Genomic DNA, 21,172 nt, shown 5'->3' on the forward strand with positions numbered 1-21,172 from the left:
TAAATGTATGTGTTTGATTAACGAGTATAAATTTAATTAAAAGAATTGATAGGAGGTTTAATTATTTTCCCGCTTTTATTTTATTCATTTCCTCCATTATTTTTTTAACCATCTCTGGATATTTTAAGGCCACATTATGTTGCTGACCTATATCTTCTTTTACATTATATAATTGATAAATTGTATCTCTACCTGTTTCAATATTGGTGAACTTCCCTGTACTTTTTGGACCTTTATGTGGTGGAATTAATATCCAATCTCCATGACGAATAGAAATTCCATTTGTTCTACCTAAAATTAAACTTTGTCTTCCTTGATCTGATTTTCCAAGCAATGCATTTATCACATTTTCACCATCTTCAGTTGTGTTATTTTGCCCCGTAAACGAAGCAAATGAAGCTGGTAAGTCCATTTGTGAGACCAAGGCATTTGAAATGCCTGGTTCGATAGTGCCTTTCCACATTAACATAAATGGAACATGTGTTCCTCCATCAAAAAGGCTGTACTTCCCTCCTCTTAGTTTCCCAGCTGGTGTGTGATTTCCATTTTTTTCAACGGCATCAGTTTTATATCCATCATCTAAAACAGGACCATTATCACTAGAAAAGATAATTATGGTGTTTTCTGTTAGTTTTAATTCATCTAGATAATCTAACAATTGACCAACATCCCAATCAGCTTCAGTAATTACGTCTCCTCTTGGTCCTAGATTTGTTTTACCTACAAAACGAGGATGTGGCACTCGCGGTACATGCGGTTGATGCAAGCTATAAAATAAAAAGAATGGTTTTTCTTTATTACGGTCTATAAATGCTTTTGATTCTCGTAAAAAATCATCTCCCATATTTTCATCAGTAAATAATGCTGATTTGCCACCACGCATAAACCCAATTCGTGAAATCCCATTATGAATACTCATGTCATGTCCGTGGCTTGGATGCAATTTTAATAATTCTGGATTTTCTTTTCCTGTAGGTTCTCCTTCAAAATTTTCTTTATAACTTACTTCAATTGGATCTTTAGGATCTAATCCATCTATTCGATGTCCTTTTACATAAACAGATGGCACTCTATCGTTTGTTGAGGCCATTATATAAGATTCGTCAAAACCAATTTCTAATGGTCCTGGTTTAATTTCACCATTCCAATCCATATTTTCATCTCCTAAACCTAGGTGCCATTTACCAACTACACCTGTGGTATAGCCAGCATCTCTTAACATAGATGGTAAAGTTTGCTTACTCGTATCAAGTATTAAAGGAGCATTTCCGGGGAGTACTCTAGCATTTTTCTTTTTAAATGGATAATTACCAGATAACAATGCATAGCGACTTGGACTACATGTAGGTGAAGCCGCGTAACCATTCATGAATTTAATACCTTCATCGGCTATGCGATCAATATTTGGTGTTTTTAACGCCGTACTACCATATGCACTTACATCACCAAAGCCCAAATCATCGGCATAAATTACTATTATATTAGGTTGTTTATTATTCTCTTTTTTATCTATTCCGCTTTTGCAAGAAATGAAACTCACAACCATCAAAAATGTAAGTGCTTTTATATTATGTAACTTTAACATAATCCAATACTTTTTAAATTATATTTTATAAATATAATTCAATCTTAACAATTCTAATATTTTAAAAGACAAACAACTTAAATAGTTCAACGAATGCAGTTCATTTCTGTTGTTTAACTAATTTATTGGAGCTATTGTCTAAAAAATTCAGCTCTTTTAAATTTTATATTTATTTTAGGATCTATTAGAAAATTAACAATTTCAAAAAATGAAAAAATTAAGCCTAACTATTTTACTATTGTTTTTGGGTTTCTATAATTTAACTGCCCAAAACACCAAAAAACCGAATGTAATTGTGATTTATACAGATGACCAAGGTGCAGGCGATTTAGGTTGTTATGGTGCCACAGATATATTTTCGCCAAACATCGATAAGCTTGCAGAAGATGGAATCCGGTTTACAAAAGCTTATGTAGCAGCACCTGTGTGTGCTCCTTCAAGAGCAGCTTTATTAACAGGTAATTATCCTCAAAGAGCTGGTGTGCCTGGAAACACGTCTGCAAGTATTGGTTCAGATGGTTTACCTGACGAGCAATATACCATGGCAGAATTATTTAAAGACAACGGTTATAAAACGGCTCATGTTGGTAAATGGCATTTAGGAATGAGTGAAGAAAGTAGCCCTAACAATCAAGGTTTTGACTATTCCTTTGGCCATTTACGAGGTTGTATTGATAATTATTCTCATTTTTTCTTTTGGGAAGGGCCTAACATTCATGATTTACATGAAAACGGTAAAGAGGTATTTTATGATGGAAAATACTTTCCTGATTTAATGGCCGAAAAAGTGGATGCTTTTATTGACGAAAATCAAAAAGATCCTTTCTTTTTATTTTATGCGATTAACATGCCACACTATCCCTACCAACCTACTCAAAAATGGAAAAAATATTATACAGATAAAGGCGTCGATTTTCCCAGATCTGATTACGGAGCATTTATTTCTACTATTGATGAACGAATTGGAATGTTAATAAACCAACTTGATAGCTTAGGATTGCGAGAAGACACCATAATTGTTTATCAATCTGACAATGGGTATTCTACAGAAGTGCGTGCTTTTAATGGTGGTGGTAGTTCTGGACCTTATCGTGGAGCAAAAAGCAGCTTATTCGAAGGTGGTATACGATTACCAACTATTATAAGCTGGAAAGGAAATTTACCAGAAAACAAAGTAAGTAAGCAGTTTTTACTAAATACAGATTGGATGCCAACGCTATCGAGCTTATGTGGATTGGAAAATCAAAAATCTGCAATTGACGGTATAGATTTGTCTTCAATGTTAATGAACACAAAGCAAAAATCACTAAGAACTTCTGCATTCTGGAAATATGGAAATACGTGGGTGGTACGCGATGGAAAATGGAAATTGATTGCGTACCCAAAAGACACGTCTCATAAAGGAGAACTTGATTTGGAAAGTGATGCTTTGTTTTTATCAAACTTGGATGAAGATGTATCAGAAATGACAAATCTGGCTTCGAAACATCCAGAAATTGTAAAAAAACTAATAAAGAAATACACTGAATGGGAATATGGTTCTATTGATGATATTCCTAAAAAAACAAAAATAATAAACCATTTGGCTGTCGATGCAATTATAGAGAGCACCTTGCCTTTACATACCAACTATAAAAATATTGAAGTATTAATAGATGGTAAAAGAGGCTATTTAGATTATAGCTCAGGACAATGGATTGGACAAGAGGGCCAAGATTTAGAATTTTTAATAGATCTGAAAAAAGAACAAACTATAGAAAAAATTTCTTGTGGCTATATGCAGGATTTAGGGAATTGGATTTTTAAACCTGAACAAGTTACTGTGCGTATTTCCTCAAACGGTAAAGATTTTAAAAACACACAATTTTTAACTGATGAAGAAAACAACATAAATAAAAAGACATTTAAAGGAAAATTTAGTATTGATAAATCACTAAGGACAAGATATTTAAAAATTAATATTCAAAACATCGGCGTATGTCCTCCTAGTCATGAAGGTGCAGGTAGTAAATCGTGGATGTTTATTGATGAGCTCTATATAGAGTAAATGCCAACCTTTTCTGTAAGCTGTATGTATTCAATTTCTTGTTTAAATTCAATATACGGTGGAAAGGAATTGAAATGTTACACAACAAGTTAGTAGACTATTAAATCTTCGATAGATCTCTCGAATTTTAAGATCATTTCTATCAAAATAGTATCAAAAAAAAAAGAGCTAGACTTCTCTAGCTCTTGAATACTAATTCAAATTACTCAACTTAAATATTATTGCTATTTCCCTATAAAATGTTATAATTAGTTGATTATTTCAAAGGTAAATAAGAAAAAACTCTTGTAATAAAATATTCGACGAATGACTAATTTTATCACATTAATGATAAGATTTTCTGCATTTGATTCAAGAATATGTTTTTACAATAAAATTCTATTTTGCCCACCACAATTTAGTGGCTTGCTCATCTGATCCTTGAACTTGATTTGCAGCTTCTGTATTATCTCCATTTGTGTTATAAGCTCCACTTCCATATCGAAGTCTTTGAGGAAATACTCCGTTTAATGTACCGCCACTATAGATATCATAATCAGAAACACCTTGTGCTAACTCTTTAGGATAACCAGTATCTCTTATAATTGCCCAAGCTTCAAAACCATCAGTAAAACTTGCTATCCAACGTTGTACAGCAATTTTCTCTAAATTTTCATCCATAGTTCCATTTAACATTGCCATATCTTCATTGGCAATATACATTGCTATTTCATCATCTGAAACATCCCATAATTTCATCGCTTGTGTTAATCCTTCTTGGTATAACGTTTGAGCATCACCAGAAGCTAAGCCTTTTACGATTGCTTCGGCTTGTAAATAATTTCCTTCTGCAGCGGTCATTACGATCTCATCAAAAATTGGTAAACCTTGGTTTTTAGGATTAATTACTAGATCTGCAGGCATTGAAAATAACTCTTCATATATATGAGTTTGTATATCACTATTAAGTCTTGTCGGTTGACCAACATAATAATCTCCAGCAGCAATTGTTATCTTTACTTGATCAGTTGAATTAACTCGTGTATATGATACTCCTGCATTATCTAATTGTTCAATTATAAAATTAACATGCTTATCAAACAATGCTACACCACTTCCTGCTGTAGGTTTTAAAAAGGTTACATCACCTCCAGCTGCAGCTATAGGTTGAGCATATTTAGACAAACGTGGATCATTATTATTTCTAAGATAATCAATAAGTGTTTTACCTACACTCCAATTAGATCCAGCTCCGAAGTTATACCATACATCTCCATAAGCTGCATTATCCCATTGTGAGATTTCAGTATCTTTCTCCATAGTAACATTATCGTCCTCAGCAGTTATTAAACCTTCACTTAAAGCTTCTGAAATTGCTGTTTCAGCAAAAGTAGCACCTGTGGCACCTTCTGCTCTTAAGGCCATTCTTAATTTTAATGTATTTGCCAATTTTTTCCATTTTTGTAAATCTCCATTAAAAAATAAATCATTGTCTGATAAAACTTCAACACCTTCTCCTGTAACAGTTGCATCGCCAATAATAGTCATAGCTTCATTAAGTTCAGCAATAACCCCTTCATATAATACATCTTGTGTATCAAACTTTGGTGCTACAACATCTACATTACCAACTTCAGAATAAGGTATCATACCAAAGGCGTCAGTGTACATTTGATAATACAAGCCTTTCATAATCAAAGCTATCGCATAATATTTTTCATTTTCTAAATCACCACCAACTTCTACAAAACTCATAAGTGTATTTAATCTACCTATGTACTCATCAAAATAATCAAATGCGGCGTTGGTATAACTAGCGTTATAGGTATAACCGAGACCACCACTCCACCAACTGTTCTTAGAACCAAAGGTAATGTGCCCCGAATATCTATCAGCTGTAATTATATTTGCTCTCCAATAAGCATATCTACCAGGTGCATACAACCTATTTTGGGTTCCAGTAACAAAGAATTTTGCACTTACTTCCTCCGATGTAAAAGCATCTGGCTTAGTATTAACATCTTCAAAGTCATCACAGCTGGTAAACCAAACTACCAACATCAATAACATTCCAGTTTTTATAATTATATTTTTCATAATTTAATTTTTAAAATTTAAGATTTATATTTAATCCTAAGCTACGTATTGTAGGTATATTATTTAATGATATTCCTTGACCCGAAAGTCCTGTACCTAAAGTAGATTCTGGATCTATATCATCAGCTTTTCTATATAAGAAAAATAAATTTCTACCAATTAAGCCTATAGAAGCTCCTGTCAATCCTAGTTTTTGTACTGTTTCACTTGGAACATTATAATTTAAAGCAAATTCTCTTAATCTTACATTAGTTTGATCATATACATAATGAGAAGCTATTCCTGCATAACTAGTCCAATATTCTTGAGCTGTAATATTTTCTGTATTTGCCAAACCTGTCCCTTCATTAATTGCATCTATAACAATTCCTCCTTCTCTAAATGCTAAACTTCTTTCGGAATTACCAGCTAAATCTAATGATGCAGATGTAGCAGAGTACACTTCACCTCCAAAACGACCATCTATTAAGAATCTTAAAGAAAAGTTTTTATAACTTAAAGTATTTGTTAAACCTCCAATCCAGTCTGGTTGAGCATTACCTAAATATTCTGCTGATGTTGATGCTAAAGGTCTTCCCTCTGCACTAACTAATAAATTACCAGCATCATCTGTTTTCCATACTGGACCGTAAATATCACCAATACCACCACCTACTTCTGCTCGAATAGATAAATTACCAGTATTTGAATTATTTAACACTGTATTATCTAGACCATCTATAAGTTCAACAAGTTTATTTTTATTTTTTGAAAAATTTAATGATACATCCCAGCTAAAATCATCTGTACGAACAGGGATACCTCCGATTAAAAATTCTACACCATTATTTTCAACTTCCCCAACATTTTCTCTTAAATATTGATATACACTACCACTAGGAGCATCAATATCAAAAATCATATCAGTAGTTGTAATTTTATAAGTAGAAAAATCTGCATACAATCTGTTTCCGAACATTCTTGCTTCTAAACCAAACTCCATCGAAGAAACACTTTCTGGTTTTAAATCAGGATTTAATTTAATTGTAGGTGCATTAAGCGTTGTAAGACCTAAATAGCCAATAGAAGGAACACTAAATGTTTGCGTTAATTGATAAACACCAGTGTCATTACCTACTTGTGCCCAACTTGCTCTTAATTTAAGATAATCAAACTTTTTATGTTCAGGATCTATAAACTTATCAACTAAAATAGCATAATTTAAAGATGGGTAAAAATAAGACCTGTTATCTTCACTTAATGTTGATGACCAGTCATTTCTTGCAGTAACATCCAAATACATAAAATTATCATAGGCAAAATTAAAAGACCCATAAATAGAATTTACTTTTTTCGTTTGTAATGGGGTATGATTGTTTGTCTGTATATTAGTATTTGCTAGAAAAGCCCTAGTAGGTATTTTAAACTGTGAACCACTAACACTCACGGCCTCATATGTTCTTTTAGAAAGGTTACCACCAACATTTGCGGCTAAGTTTAATTTTTCTGTTAAGTCTTTATTTGCAGTAAACAAAAAGTCTGCATTAAATTCCGTGTTTTTTCTAGTTGAAGAACTAAAACTTCCATACCTTGTAAAGTGGTGTCCTACTTGTTTAACTCCTTCTGACCTAACATTAGCTATATCACTACCTACTCTAATAAAACCACTTAACCAATCATTGAACTCATAATTCATCTTTGCAAATCCTAAAAAACGACCTCTTCTTTCTTGATTGCTATCTTTATTCAACATCCAATACGGGTTTCCTGTACTATTACCAACCCCTGTGTAACTAATTACGTCATAATCAGTATCTACACCCGGAACATACAATGAAGGATTTTCCTTTTGAATATGATTCTCTAAATCATTCACATTAATATTTCTTGGCATACCAAATACATATGCTAATACACCTTCAGAACCTAAAGAAACACGATTATTAAGATCTTGTGTAAAATAAGTTGCTTTGGCGTCAAAACTTAGCTTATCATTTAAATCATATAATGCTCTTAAATTAAAGTTATGACTATTTAAATCAGAGTTTGGTAAAATTGATTTAGTAGCGTTATTTGTATAAGAGAATCTTACACTATATTCATCTCCACCTTTATCTAAAGAAATAGAATTAATCGATTTAATTCCAGTTTCAAAAAAGTCTTTAACATTATCAGGTTGTGCAGTATATGCTGCCATTGCCCCCTCTTCTGTAAAATAAAGTTGTTGAGATCCATCCATTTCTGGCCCCCAAGAAGAACCACTTAATGAATATATACCATCTGTTGGATCACTATCTAATGTTGCCGTGGCACCATTTGTTCCTTGACCATATACATTTTGAAACTCCGGTAAAAACATTGTGTTTTCAACTGTCATGTTTGAATTGATAGAAATACCCAATCCACGTCCTTTACTACCTTTTTTCGTAGTAATTAGTAAAACACCACTTGCAGCTCTAGAACCATATAACGCTGCTGCATTTGGTCCCTTAAGTACAGAAACAGATTCTACATCTTCAGGATTAATATCGGTAATACCACCTCCAGTTACAGTACTGCTATAAACACCACCACCTGATTCTGAACCATTAACATCAATTGGTATACCATCTACTACAATTAAAGCCTGGTTATTACCAGTAATTGTATTGTTACCTCTAATGGTAATTCTTGAACCTGCACCAACACCACCTGATTGATTTACAACTACCCCTGCAACTTTACCTACTAAAGAGTTGGCCACGTTGTGATCTTTTACAGTATTAATTTCATCAGATTTTAATTCCGTAATTGCATACCCTAAGGATTTTTTCTCTCTCGAGATACCTAAGGCAGTTATTACCACTTCATCCAAGGCTTCTGCACTTTGAGCTAAAGAGAGATTAATAACAGTTTGGTTTTTTACGGCGATTTCTTTAGGGGTATAACCAATAAAAGAAAATTGTAATGTAGCACCTTCGGATACTTCAATGCTATACTTTCCGTTAAAATCTGAAGTTACACCATTTGATGTACCTTTCTCAATGATGTTTACACCTGGAAGCGTAGTTCCATCTGCAGCATCCTTGATAATTCCTGTTACTGTGGTTTGTGCAAATATGGTTTGAAAACCAAAAAAACACAAAACCAGTAACATCTTAGTCACTTTTTGAATCATAATTATAAATATTTGAGTTTATTCTAACGAATTTAACAAAAATTTAATAAATAAAATACTATAATTCGACAAGTGACAATATTTAAGGCATCAACTGCATGATTTAACAAATATAATTAGAAGTAGTTGCTTATTAGTCGTCCTACTGCAATAAAAGCTTTATCTAAAGCCATTTACACATTCAAAGTAACTGACAGTAAAACTCTTACATTCTTTCCCATTTTATAAAACCTCATAAATATTACTCGCTTCTTTGTTTTTAATTGTGTAACAAAAATTTATTCCACAATGACCTCATCTACAAATATCCAACTTGGCAACCCAGCAGCATGATGCCAATATGGGGCTTCATTCATGTTTTCAGCCTTTATTTTAATATATCGGGCAGCAACTTTAGGAAAGGCAAATTCAAAATATTTGATATTATTTATTTTGCTAGTTTTACGTAAAGGTTCATCATTGACCAAAGCACCTAACTTTTTGAAAGTTTTGTTATCATTTGAGTAATAATAACTAACATTCAAAGGATAAAAAACAATATGATTTGTAACTTGTAAAAATGCTGTAGAAATTGAACTTATGGTTTGGATAGAATCTAAGTCTATCACCGCTTCTAAATGATTACCTTCGAATCCTAACCAATTGGCGTAAAAATTATTACCGCCAAGAGCTCCATCGGTTAACACCTGAGGATTTTCATTAGCATACTTTTTAGGCTTGGTGAATAAAGTTACTTTTTTTCCTTTGGCGATATTAGGTTTTATGGCCACTTCAATTGTTTTTTTATAAGAATTATAATATTCATCTACTGTAAAGCCCATTTCATTCATTAAGTTAATATCAGCAGCCTTACATGTATTGTAAAAGTCTTCTAATTTATCTTTAATAAACATATTGGCTCTGTTGGAGTTTTCTTGAGATACTAAGGAAAGTTGTGAATTAAGATTCTGTTTAGCCGCTTCTAAAATGGCATAATCAGTACTTAACCTAGCTTCTTTTACTCTTTTTAATACTTCAGGTTTTGTAGCCACAGCTTTTTCCGCAGCATCAAAATAGCCTTTATAAATCTCTAATAATTCAGGATTCAAATAAGAATCAAAAGCTTGTGAAGGATCTCCATAAAGAAATAAGAAAAAATCAGGATGTTTTTTAAGTTCCGCATGAATTAAATCGACATACTTTTTTACGTACACTCCTGCTTCTTCATAATAACCAACTGTAAATTCAGTGATTAAGCTATCTAAATCTGGATTCCATAATAATTTTGCCGTAATATAAGAACGGAGTTCAAATAATTCACTTGGATTATTACTGTGTTGCTCAAAAACCCATTTTGCGTTATTATCTCTGAATAATTGAACATTGGGTTGTAGGGTGTTCATATTGGGGAATGGAGCCAAAAAGTTAGTAAATTGAGTGGTATAATCCCAAATACGGATATTATCAGTCAATTTGCTCCATCCAATTAAATCTTCCGTAAAATCATTGCATTTTTCTGTAATTGGTGCACTTCTATCACATTCTATAGAACATAGTGTGATCAATACATTCTCTCTTGGTTTTGTTTTACAAGGTTTTCTTGTATGCTGATACGCCAAGGTTGATATTTGTTTATCAGGAAAATTTTCAGCAATTTTATTTACAAACAAAATCAATGAACCTGCGGGACTTCCCTCCTCTTCATCAATCTTTGAACAATTTTCACATTGACAATATTGTGTATTGTCATCTTGACTTACTGATACTACCTTGGCTAAAGGGTTTTTCTTAAATAAAGAAGCCACGGAATCTTTTACAATAGTATATACATCAGTATTCGTCAAACATAATTGTGTAGGTAATCTTTTATTTTGCCGTAAGGCAAAATATTCAGAATGTTCTTTGTAAAATTTTTCTTCTGGTATAAATTTATGAAAGGTATGGACTCTTGCATTTGACACATAGGTAGGAAAAGCTTCTGTTGTAACTTTTAATTTATTAGCAAATTCATCGTTTTCATAAAATAATCTTGAATGTACCGTTCTTGTGGTAATTTCTGACTTATACTTATAATTAATAGTACTTGGTAATGTAATTGTACTTTGTGATGGAATTTTCTCCACTGTTGGTGAAAACCATTTTACACCCAAATAATCCTCTATAAAAACGTAAACCGCATTCTGTAATGCGTTATCAGAGCCTCCAGAAATAAATATGTTTTTATCTTTTAATTGGATACTCAGCTCATGAGGTGTCAAACTCACTTCATTTATAGCACCTACATATACTTTATTGTTTTTTGTACTTTGCGACCCCTCATCTACCAGTTCTATTTCCGTTCCTGCAATTTTGTCTATATATTTTTTAAGTATTACAGCTGATTGGTACGCACTTTCAGATGGTGTTCCTATATAAACAATTTCATAATCTGTAGTTCCATTATTTGTTAATTTGATATTGCCATCGGAGCATGAAGTAAAAACGTTACTTAAAAATAAGCAAAGTATTCCAATGCTTGCAATTTTTGTTTTATTCCTAAAATTGTAAATTCTATTAGAAAAAGTCATAGTTTATATTTAAATATCTTCTTTCAAATATAAATTAGACGACTATAGATCAAGAATCTAATCGACAAACAACAACCATGAACTTATATAAAGTACATTATATAATAATAAAAAGAGAACCTTTCGTCGCTTTATACGTATTATTCAAGTAAAAACTTTAATCTAAAGCCATTTACCAATTCAAAATGATTAATAAAAAAGCTTTTGTGCTCTTCTCCATTCAATAAAACCTCCTTAATATTACCAGACCCCTCTTTTTCAATAACGAGGACCCTGCCTTTATAATACTTAGGATTTAATTCAATTGTAATTTTATCAAAAACAGGTGTCGTAAACGTATACGTTGGATCCGCAGGACTCACTGGATAAATCCCCATCATGGTATAAATAATCCAAGCAGACATGGTGCCTGTATCATCATTACCCGGCAAACCATCTGGTGCGTTTTTAAAATATGATCTTCTTAAAGCATTCACCATATTTTGCGTACGCCATTCTTCTCCCTTTACATAATTAAATAAATATGGATAGGCTATATCTGGTTCATTAGCCATATCAAAATGTCCTTTATCAAATACTTCTTGTAATTGCGTTGTAAACGCTCGCTTACCTCCCATTAATCTTATCAAATAATCAATATCATGACTTACCATAAAAGAATACTGCCAAGAATTACCTTCTATAAAACCAATATTTTTAGTGAAGTTTGCACCTGCTAACGGGTCAAAAGGACTGTACCATGTTCCGTCATCATTTTTAGGTCTTAACAATTTATAATCTTTATCAAATAAATTTCTATACGAAGTTGAGCGTTTTCTGAACCTTTCTTCATCATTTTTCTTTCCAAGTACTTGAGCCAATTGAGCAATTGCAAAATCAGAAATATTATATTCTTGTGTTGTAGATACTGACCCGCCATCTGAACTCGTTAGGTATCCTTTTTCTATATAATTTTTTAAACCAGGTCTTAACGGATTGTTATTTATTTGATCTGCACTTTTAACCATCGCTTGATATGCTTTCTCTATATCAAAATTACGAATACCACGAAGATAGGTATCTGCCAACACAATGCCTGCAGGATCACCAACCATTGTCGTGGTTTCCGTAGCATTTAATTCCCATTTTGGCAACCATCCACTTTCATCATAAATATCAAGCATGCTATTTACCATATTTAGTTGTTGCTCTGGATAAACTAACGACATTAATGAATGTAAATTTCTATAGGTATCCCAAAGTGAAAAAACGGTATAGCGAGTACCTTTAGTTTTTAAGGTCTCTCTAGTTCTCATTTTAGGATATTCTCCGTTGTAATCATTCAATGTATTCGGATGAATAAGCGTATGATATAAGGCCGTATAAAATACCGTTTTATCATCTTTTGTACCTCCTTCAACTGAAATTTTAGAAAGTAAATCATTCCATTCCAATTGCGTTTTATGATAAATTTCTAAAAATGTTAAATTTGAAGTTTCTCTTTCTAAATTTTCTCTAGCATTTTCAATACTAACATAAGAAACACCTACTTTCAGCTCCACTTTTGTTGGTTTATCAAAATTGTATGAAAAATAGCCACCAATGCTATCTCCCATTACTTCCTTATAATAATTTTTATAAAATCTATCCTTTCCGTTATAACCCATCCATTCTGCTTCAGCACCAGATTCCTTTCTTGTTTTTTTCCAAACTCCAAATTCGTCACTTTCTACATTTACTTGTGCTACAAAATACACCGGATAAGTTTCTTCTGGTTTGTAATAACAAAATCCACCAACCGTTCTTACACCCTCAATTTCTGTTGGAGATACTACTTTAATCATAGCCCCTTGCTCATTGGTTAAGCCCAAACCTAAATTCAGTAATATGTTAGCTTTACCCGCAGGGAAAGTATATCTACTTATCCCAGCTCTAGTGGTTGCTGTTGTTTCCACATTAATTTTTGACTTATCTAAGGTTGTACTATAGTAACCCGCTTTTGCTATTTCATCATTATAGGTAGTACCATATTTTAAATGGTCTATTTCTAATTCACCAATAGTAGGCATAGAAATAATAACCCCAAGATCAGGACATCCCACTCCACTTAAATTTACATGAGAAAAACCTGTTAAAAATTCATTTTCATAAACATATGGATTGGACAACCAGCGGCTATCTTTTTCTAGTTCATTTTGCTTACCGGCAACATTAAAGGGAGAAACACTTACCATACCTCTTGGAGCTATTGCACCAGGATTTGTAGCTCCAAAGTTTGAAGTACCTATAAAAGGATTCACATAATCTACGGCACGTTGTGCTAGAGATGAAAAACTAATAAAAAGAGTTACGGCAAAAAATAATAATATTTTGTTATTGAACGATTTGTTGAAGGGGAACATTATTTATCTTATTATCTGCAATTGTGCAGGTTAGCATTTAATTTTCCGCAAAAGTATCAAAATAAATCAATCTTTACTGACGAATGATTATCCAGTTATTAACAACATTATACAAAGCTTAAATTCAACTAATCCAACACGTCGTTTAGTTTTATATATACATTTCTTTTCCCTCATCAGGTTTTGCTTTTTTATCATTTTTTGATTCAGCTTCTTTTTGTGGAACAACCTTGGGCTCTTTCATTAATAAATCCATAATGGCACTTGATAAATAGTCAATAATATCAGAAGCTATAAATGTTTCATAAACCTTTGTCTTCATTGCTAATTCTGATGTTTTCCCATGTAAATACACCCCCATTTTTGCAGCTTCAAATGGATGGTAGTTTTGAGCAATTAACCCGGTAATTATTCCTGTTAACACATCTCCACTACCTGCTGTAGACAATGCTGGATTTCCTGTAGAATTAAAAAATATTGCACCTTCATGAGCAATAGCTGTATAGGCTCCTTTTAGTACTATTATAAGCTTATGTTTTTTAGATAATGAACGTAGTTTTTTTAATTTATCATAATCATTTTTCCATTTCCCTACTAATCTTTCAAACTCTTTCGGATGGGGAGTTAAAACAGAATTTTCTGGTACTAATTTTAATAATTCTTTATTTTTTGAAATAATGTTTAAAGCATCTGCGTCTAATACCAATGGTACTTTATTTTTATTTAGGAATTCTGTAAATCCCTTAACGGTCTCTATATGTGTGCCCATACCAACTCCAATACCTATAACCGTTGCATTAACGGTTTTATCAAACTTTTGCATTTCATTTTCGGCATCAACTTCTACCATTATTTCAGGAACTGAAGTTTGTATAATTTGATAGCCACATTGTGGAATATGAGCCGTAACTAAACCGCTACCAATAGATATTGCGGCTTTTGTGGATAATGAAACAGCTCCCATTTTACCATAGCTTCCTCCAATGATTACAGCATGACCAAATTCACCTTTATGAGAAAATTTCTCTCTAAAACGATACATTGGTTTGATATCTTGTTTATACAGGAGGTAATTATCAGTTTTAGCATTGTAAATATATTCAGCATCTAAACCAATATCAAGTACTTCCCAAGTTTTAGTATAATAACGATTTTCTGGTAATAAAAATGCTAATTTGGGAGTTTGAAATGTTAATGTATGATACGCTTTTACAACTGATACGGTATCCGTTACCGATTTTTCAGCATATAACCCAGACGGAAAATCTATAGATAGCACAAAGGCATTTGAACCGTTAATATGCTCAATAACTTTTTTTATTAAATTTTCTGGTTTTCTACTCAACCCTAACCCGAAAATAGCGTCAACCACCATGTCATTTTCTGACACTGCCGGTAGTTCACTTTCACAAGTAATCATCTCTGCCCAAACACCAATTTCTTTTAATCTGTCGTAGTTTTTAAGAAAGACTTCTGAACGTTCATTACCACAATTAATAATATGCGTTTTAACATTATATCCATATTGTTTTAAATGTCTAGCAATTACCAATCCATCTCCACCATTATTACCAGTACCACAAAATATTTGTATAGTTATGGGATCTCCTTGAAGTCGTTCATTAATCCAATGAAAACAAAGCGTACCTACATGTTCCATTAAATCGATAAAGCTAATATCCATTTTTTTTACTGTAGTAGTATCAGCTTGGTATAATTGTTTTACAGAAAGAATTTTTGGCATAATTTAAATTGTCTTATATCCTATAAAATTAAACAACATTTTCTAATTCTAATTTAGAAAATGTTGTTTATTTAGATAATCCTATAAAAACACTAGTGTTATGGTCTTAATTCCAGAATACAGAATACAATAAGACAAGTACAATCATAACTATGAATGCACCAATATTAAAGACGGGACTCGTTTTAAACAAGCCTTTCTTAATATCAATACCTTTTTCATCATTTTTCCCTTGATGTTGTATTAGACTGGCTATAATTATAACCACCATCGTTAAAACAAATGTATATCCCATTTGATCCATGAAAGGGACATCTACAAATAATGAACTTGTTGACCAACCATTTGGACCAACTTTGAAATACATGGCAATAGGTATAGATGATAACGCACCAATAATTGCTGCTTTGTTTGTCGTTTTTTTCCAGAATAAACCTAACATAAATACCGCTAAAATACCAGGACTAACAATACCTGTATATTCTTGAATAAATTGGAATGCCTGATCTAAATTCCCCAATTGTGGAGCTAAAAGTGCTGCTATAAGTAAAGCAACTCCTGCAGATATTCTTCCCATACCTACTGTACTCTTATCATTTGCATTTTTATTTATATATTGTTTGTAAATGTCCATTGTAAAAATAGTTGACGTTGAATTTAACATCGAAGCCAACGATGATACGATTGCGGCAGCTAGTGCTGCAAATGCCACACCTTTTAATCCCGTTGGTAAAAATTGTAATAACCATGGATATGCTTTATCCGCTTGATCTAAAGTGGGTAAGTTTTTTAGCCCAGCATCACCAAGACTAGCCATAATTTCTGGGTCGTTAATCATTACATAGGCTGTAATACCTGGAATAACAACTATTAAGGGTATTATTAGTTTTAAAAATGCAGCTAATAAAATACCTTTTTGAGCTTCTTTTAGAGATTTTGCAGCTAATGTTCTTTGAATAATGTATTGGTTAAAACCCCAATAATATAAATTGGCAACCCACATTCCTCCTACTAAAACAGCAATACCTGGTAAGTTTTTAAATTCAGGATTCGATTTATCTAAGATCATCGCAAAACGATCAGGTACTTCTTCATAAACTCTTGTAAGACCCGCTAAAAAACCTTGTCCACCAGAAACTGTATCCAACGCTAAATAAGTAGTCACCAAGCCTCCTAATATTAAAAATACAACTTGTATTACATCTGTCCAAGCTACAGCAGACAATCCACCGTAAAGTGAATAAGCAGCTGCAAAAAGTGCTAACCCCAATACTCCATAAACCATAGGTACACCCATAATGGTTTCTAAGGCTAAAGCTCCTAAATACAACACTGTAGTTAAATTGACAAACACATATAATGCAATCCAAAATACCGCTAAAATGGTCTTTAGATTGGTAGAATACCGTTTTTCTACAAATTCAGGAATAGTATACAAACCTTTTTCAATAAAAATAGGTAAGAAGAATTTACCAACGATTAATAGAGTTAGTGCAGCCATCCATTCATATGAGGCAATGGCTAAGCCAGATGCAAATCCCGAACCTGACATCCCTATAAATTGTTCTGCGGAAATATTCGCAGCTATCAAAGAAGCTCCAATTGCCCACCATGGCAATGACTTACTCGCCAAAAAATAATCTTCAGCATTTTTTTGATGTCCTTTTTTATCGCGTGATACCCATAATCCAACTCCTAAAATAAGTAGTGCGTAGGTTATAAATATAAAATAATCCCAAAATCCGAAATGTGCTGTCATAATTGTATTAATAGTGATTAGTTAATTGATATACAAATATCGTTTATTAAAAAAAATGTCGCAATAAATAGCTTACCTTTTTAAAGGTAATTTTACTTAAAACTTATTGGTTGAATCCATGCTTTTTCAAATTCATTTTCATCAAAGAAATTGACATTGGTTTTGCTTGAAACAACTCTAGCTCTTATAAATAAATAATCTTTATCTAAAACCATTGAAGCTTCTAAATCATTGACTACTTTTATTACCTTTTTCTTATTGTCTGACGCCGTAACTCCAATAAATTCTATCGTGTAATTTACATTGGGGTCTGCTTTAACTTTTATATATAACTGATTATTTACTCGAGACAACTCTTCCAATTGAACGCCTGTAGTTGCATAAAAATCACCCGCTTCCATAGCCGTAATAATACTCTCTGCATTTAAACTGTCAGATTCGACCATTACCCATCCCCTACCTGCATTGCTATATTTTTTTCCCAATTGATGATATTGATGACTGTCATCTGCAGCTATACCATACAATAACGGCTTGTTTTGTTGCACATATGCTGTATTTACAACATCCCAAACCTGTTCTGTACTTAAATGTATTGAGTCACCATCATTATGGACCAAAGGATGCCCATTATAAACTTCAAAAAATTGAATATTGTTCAATTGCACAAAGTCTTCAGCAGTTAAAGAAAATCCAAAATTGGGATGATTGATATGCGGCATTATGGGTACATTCAATTCTTTTCTCTGAGCGAGAATAGCATCTATATTCTTTTGAATGATCGCTACTTTTGAATCGCCCTTTAAGGGTTTAATTACTTTCTGAATATTGGTGGCATTGATATGAATATGCTTCCCTTCAAATCCGGTTGTTATTTCTTCCGAAGGAATCATTATAAAATTTTCATCTTCAAAAAGTGACTTATATTCTTGTAATGTTTTTAATTTTACTTGTAAGTTATCTGCACTGTCTAATTTATGCTCTACCCAATCTTCTCCAAATTTGGTTAGATAATTTATAAACCCTTTTTGAAGATATTCTTTCTTTGATATCGTAATCCATTTATCACCTTCATTTAAAGTATTGTGATCTGAAAGCACCGTGAAATCGTATAAATTTGTCTTATACCAATCCATAATCATTTCAGGAAAATCGTCGCCATCACTCCAATAGGAATGGGCATGTAAATTACCTTTAAACCACTTTTTTTGTGAAGTTTCTTGCTTGGAACAAGCCACAATAAAAATTAGAAGTAAAACATATAAAAAGTTGGATTGTTTTTTTATTTGTAACACCGTTTTGATTTGAGTTGATTTTCAATTTTCGGATGACTAAATTACATAAATTTCATCGAATATTAATAGGTAATAACAGGTTCTTTTCCACGTAATCTTTTAAAGGTTTTATAATTTTGATCAATCGCTTTCTTAGAAGCTTTATTAAAATCCTTTTCGGTTACTTTATATACACTTTGCAATGAATCTAATGTAATTAATAAGCTTTCTTTTATCGAATTGAATTCTGGGTTATCTATTTGGTTTTTATTCTCCTTTGGATCTGTCTGTAAGTCATATAACTCCCACGTATCAATATCATCATAAAAATGAATTAACTTGTAGCGTTTTGTTCTTACACCATACTGTTTGTGAACCATATGGAATGCAGGAAAATCATAATAATGGTAATAAATAGCATCTCTAAAATATTTATCCTGTATCTTACCTTCTAACAAAGGCTTTAGTGATTTTCCTTGCATATCTGCGGGAATTTCAGCTTGGGCATAATCTAAAAAAGTTTCTGCAAAATCTAAGTTTTGTGTTAATGCTTCTACTATTGTGCCTTTTGTAATTCCATTTGGATATTTCATTAACAAAGGCATCCCTAAAGATTCTTCATACATATAACGTTTATCAAAAAAACCTTTTTCTCCAAGATAAAACCCTTGATCTGACGTATATACTACAATAGTGTTCTCTGACAACTTATTTTCTTCTAAATAATCAAGAACTTTACCTACCCCCTCATCAACAGATTTTATGGTAGCCAAATATTCTTGCATATAACGTTGGTATTTCCATGCTGCCAATGCTTTACCTGTCAATTTCGCATCATGAAAAGCATCATTTTTGGGTTGATACGCTTTATCCCATTCCGCTCGTTGCTCTAAAGACATTCGGTCAAAATCATTTGTCCAAGGATTATGAGCTAATTCTGGACTTCCTTTTTTTAGTGTCATTTTTAAGTCGTGCCCTTCATACATATCTTTATATACCGTTTGTAATTGGAGCTGTGCTGATAACTGATTTTCATGTTTTGAGAAATAGCTTTCAGGCATTGGAAAACTAACCGAATCATATAAGTTCATGTGTCGTGGAGCAGGCATCCAATTTCTATGTGGAGCTTTGTGATGGATCATCATAAAAAAAGGTTTCTCTTTTTTTGAATTTTCTTCCAACCATTGTAAACTCATGTCCGTAATAATATCTGTAGCATAACCTTCTATTCTGGTTGTATCTCCATTATGAATAAAATCGGGATTATAATAGTGCCCTTGATCTTCAATAATGTTCCAATAATCAAAACCTTGTGGATATCCATGTAAATGCCATTTTCCTACAATAGCCGTTTGATACCCTTCTTTTTGGAGTAATTTTGGTAAGGTAACTTGATTGCCATCAAATTTATCGCCATTCATTTTAAACCCATTAATATGACTGTGCTTCCCTGTTAAAATAACTGCTCTACTTGGTCCGCAAATTGAATTGGTATTAAAATTATTATTAAAGCGTACTCCTGCTTCCGCTATTCTATCAATATTTGGCGTTGGTGCTAGTTTACTTATCGGATGTCCATATGCACTAATAGCTTGTTCAGCATGGTCATCTGCCATTATAAATATTATATTCGGTCGCGTAGGCTTCTCGAGTTGTTCTTTGTTGTTTTTCTGTTTATTATTACAGGACAGTAAGAATAAAGGTAAAAATATAACAATGAGAAGATGACGCATATTTTATTTATTATTTATTTTCTTAATCTGTATGGTTTTATCTTCTAAAACGGTTTGTTTAAAAAAATTAAACACATTGTCTAAATCATAAAAAGGAACTCCAGCCATTTCATGTTTCCCACCTTTTTTAACATAAAAATAATAAGAGGTTTCCAATGCTATTAATTTTTCAACAATACTACTAGAGCCCTCCAATACAAGGTATCCTGGTTTATCAACATCACAATAATGATGTGATGCCGTACCAAAAGGGACTAAATTATCGTCTGTACCATGGAATAATACTGTGGGAATTGCATTATCTTTTGTTATATAATTAGCATTTACGATGGCTCCTGCCAACGAAAATACACCTGCAAATTGTACCGTTTTATATTTCTCTAAATTTTCAATAAAATATTCACGCATGTATACAGCATTTAAAATACCCTCCGCTCCTGCACTACTGCCACCTGCTATAATTTGATTTGTATTTATATTTAACTTTTCAGCATTCTTTGACACAAATAAAGCCGCGTCCATATAATCTTCCGCGGCAGCTTTAAAAGTACTAAGTTTTTCCTCTTTGGGACAATTACATCCAAAACCTGTAGGCTCTCCTTTTCGCATTAAACGGTATGAAATTGAAATACCAACAAAACCATTATTAGCCGCGTATTCCGCTAATTTTTGTTCCCATTCATTGTCTCTTGTTCCACCGCCAAAACCGCCACCATGCATCCATAATAAAGAAGGGAACGTATCAGTAGATATACTATTTTTAGGCTGATAAACATCTAATTGTAAGGTATCCTTACCTTTTATTGCGTAGGTATACGTTGTTTTGGTTTGTGCATTTACTGTAACTATCAGTAAAAAAATAATGAATGTGATGATTTTTTTCATTTGAGA

At 32.5% G+C, this 21,172-nt stretch carries 11 protein-coding genes; 1 reads left to right on the forward strand and 10 read right to left on the reverse strand.

Annotated elements, in window-relative coordinates; genetic code table 11:
• Window positions 1-61: 61 nt before the first annotated feature.
• Window positions 62-1,585 carry a sulfatase-like hydrolase/transferase gene (locus JBL43_RS10460; RefSeq protein WP_233098755.1) on the reverse strand — a complete coding sequence of 508 codons (1,524 nt, stop codon included), beginning with the start codon at window positions 1,583-1,585 and terminating at the stop codon, window positions 62-64.
• 208 nt (window positions 1,586-1,793) lie between these two features.
• Between JBL43_RS10460 and JBL43_RS10465 the strand changes: the two genes are divergently transcribed.
• Entirely contained in the window at window positions 1,794-3,632 is a 1,839-nt protein-coding gene (locus JBL43_RS10465) for a sulfatase family protein (RefSeq protein WP_198841386.1), read from the forward strand.
• 378 nt (window positions 3,633-4,010) lie between these two features.
• On the opposite strand, the gene JBL43_RS10470 is transcribed toward JBL43_RS10465, so the two are convergent.
• The 9 genes from JBL43_RS10470 to JBL43_RS10510 form a co-directional block, all read right to left on the reverse strand.
• Window positions 4,011-5,708: a SusD/RagB family nutrient-binding outer membrane lipoprotein gene (locus JBL43_RS10470; RefSeq protein ID WP_198841387.1), complete on the reverse strand. Its 1,698-nt coding sequence runs from the start codon at window positions 5,706-5,708 to the stop codon at window positions 4,011-4,013.
• Window positions 5,709-5,718: 10 nt separating this feature from the next.
• Window positions 5,719-8,844, reverse strand: coding sequence for a SusC/RagA family TonB-linked outer membrane protein (locus tag JBL43_RS10475; RefSeq protein WP_198841388.1), 3,126 nt, complete (start codon window positions 8,842-8,844; stop codon window positions 5,719-5,721).
• A 278-nt stretch (window positions 8,845-9,122) separates the two neighbouring features.
• Complete coding sequence (locus JBL43_RS10480) at window positions 9,123-11,390, reverse strand: glycoside hydrolase family 20 protein (protein ID WP_198841389.1); 2,268 nt, start codon at window positions 11,388-11,390, stop codon at window positions 9,123-9,125.
• Window positions 11,391-11,530: 140 nt separating this feature from the next.
• Complete coding sequence (locus JBL43_RS10485) at window positions 11,531-13,771, reverse strand: GH92 family glycosyl hydrolase (protein WP_198841390.1); 2,241 nt, start codon at window positions 13,769-13,771, stop codon at window positions 11,531-11,533.
• Window positions 13,772-13,922: 151 nt separating this feature from the next.
• Window positions 13,923-15,515, reverse strand: coding sequence for an NAD(P)H-hydrate dehydratase (locus tag JBL43_RS10490; protein WP_198841391.1), 1,593 nt, complete (start codon window positions 15,513-15,515; stop codon window positions 13,923-13,925).
• A gap of 106 nt (window positions 15,516-15,621) precedes the next feature.
• On the reverse strand, window positions 15,622-17,274 hold the full coding sequence (locus tag JBL43_RS10495) for a sodium/sugar symporter (protein ID WP_198841392.1): 1,653 nt from the start codon (window positions 17,272-17,274) through the stop codon (window positions 15,622-15,624).
• A gap of 92 nt (window positions 17,275-17,366) precedes the next feature.
• Window positions 17,367-18,569, reverse strand: coding sequence for a PHP domain-containing protein (locus tag JBL43_RS10500; RefSeq protein WP_198841393.1), 1,203 nt, complete (start codon window positions 18,567-18,569; stop codon window positions 17,367-17,369).
• Between the two features lie 62 nt (window positions 18,570-18,631).
• The gene (locus JBL43_RS10505; protein WP_198841394.1) at window positions 18,632-20,281 is read right to left on the reverse strand and encodes a sulfatase family protein; all 1,650 of its coding nucleotides are present in this window, start codon (window positions 20,279-20,281) and stop codon (window positions 18,632-18,634) included.
• 3 nt (window positions 20,282-20,284) lie between these two features.
• On the reverse strand, window positions 20,285-21,166 hold the full coding sequence (locus JBL43_RS10510; protein WP_198841395.1) for an alpha/beta hydrolase: 882 nt from the start codon (window positions 21,164-21,166) through the stop codon (window positions 20,285-20,287).
• Window positions 21,167-21,172: the final 6 nt, after the last annotated feature.

The sequence above is a fragment of the Aureibaculum flavum genome (genome assembly GCF_016406085.1).
Classification (GTDB): Bacteria; Bacteroidota; Bacteroidia; order Flavobacteriales; family Flavobacteriaceae; genus Aureibaculum; species Aureibaculum flavum.